2 protein-coding genes are annotated in these 1,513 nt (G+C 56.6%); one reads left to right on the forward strand and one right to left on the reverse strand.

Annotation, left to right across the window (positions count from 1 at the left end):
- Positions 1-140: 140 nt before the first annotated feature.
- Complete coding sequence (locus Q4Q11_RS31765; RefSeq protein ID WP_498571974.1) at positions 141-1,172, forward strand: IS110 family RNA-guided transposase; 1,032 nt, start codon at positions 141-143, stop codon at positions 1,170-1,172.
- Between the two features lie 156 nt (positions 1,173-1,328).
- On the opposite strand, the gene Q4Q11_RS31770 is transcribed toward Q4Q11_RS31765, so the two are convergent.
- Positions 1,329-1,513, reverse strand: a 185-nt coding sequence (locus Q4Q11_RS31770) for a hypothetical protein (RefSeq protein ID WP_498571975.1), incomplete at its 5' end; no start/stop codon positions are given.

The following is a 1,513-nucleotide window of genomic DNA, read 5'->3' on the forward strand; positions in this document are numbered from 1 at the left end:
ATCTTCAAACATGGGGTAATCGCGGCGCGATCGTCCCAGGTCAGTTATGCAATGATGGCTGGTAAGGGTGGTTGCCCCCGATAAGATGGAAATACGGGCTCACGATTAGCACCGGGCCCAAACATCAAACGGAGGCAACCATGGTCGAATATATCGGGCTTGATGTTTCATTGAAAGAGACCGCCATCTCGATCCGAAAGGACGGGAAGCGGATCTGGCGCGGCAAGTGCCCCTCTGACCCAAAAATTTTGGCGGAGATGATCCACAAACACGCCCCGCACGCCAAGCGCGTTGTATTCGAGACAGGGCCGTTGTCGACATGGTTCTATCATGCGCTAACAGCCGAAGGGGTTCCAGCAATCTGCATCGAAGCGCGGCACGCGCAAAAGGTCTTGGACGAGACGCTCAACAAGACCGATGCCAATGACGCGGATGGCTTGGCCCATTTAGCCGAAGCCGGGTTCTACAAGGCCGTCCGGGTAAAAGCATTCGATAGCATGCTGACGCGCACGCTGGTGGCGGCTCGCAATCAGCTGCTCAGCATCTCCACCCAGCTCAGCAACCAGATTCGCGGGCTGATGAAGATATTCGGTCTCATTGTCCCGAAAGGGAAAGGTCGGATATTTGATGGGAACGTGAGGCAATTGCTGGATGGGAATGACGGTCTAGCAAAGATCATCTTGCCTCTACTCGAGGCATGGCGCGACATACGCAGGCGCGCTGCCGATCTTGATCGCCAGTTGCTCACAGCGGCGCGGGAGAGCCAGGAGACGAAGCTCTTGATGACTATCCCGGGGATCGGCGCCGTCACCGCCGTCTCGTATCTCGCAGCGATAGAAGATCCAGAAAACTTCAAAACGTCACGCTCGGTTGGCGCCTGGCTTGGGCTGACAACGCGGCGGTACCAGTCCGGTGAAGTCGATTATGACGGCCATATCTCACGCAGAGGCGACAACCATCTGCGGGGCTTGCTTTATGAAGCAGCGACGGTACTCCTCACAAGAACCAGTGCCAGAAACGAAAACAGTCTCAGGAGCTGGGGACTTAAACTGCGTGAGCGGCTGGGCTTCAAGCGCGCCGCAGTGGCAGTCGCCCGAAAACTCGCCGTTATCATGCATAGCATGCTCAAGACGGGGGAAGTGTTCAACGCATTGGCTGGCGCTACCGCATAAGCGAAGAACCAGCCTTCTCACCTCAGCGCGTCAAATCTGATTTGAGGCACTGAGCGTCCGTGCTGCGGACGTGGGTTGGATCATTCTGTTTATCCTCGTTGCAGCTCGGTCGAGACTGCGCTTCAAACATAGGAAGATCCACCCTGCGAAAACCCATTATGCGGCGACCTTGTGTCGACCGCGCAGACAACGCTGCTCCCGGCACCGGATAGCTCTGAAGAAAACAAAGCCGCTGAGGCCCGATCGAATTGAATAACGTACGCCGCCCAGCGTGTTCCGCAGCACGGCGACGTTGACGAGTGCCCACGGCTCCTTGACTCTTGGAACGCTATTAGACAACG

The sequence above is a fragment of the Rhizobium sp. UFLA01-1127 genome (genome assembly GCF_059803845.1).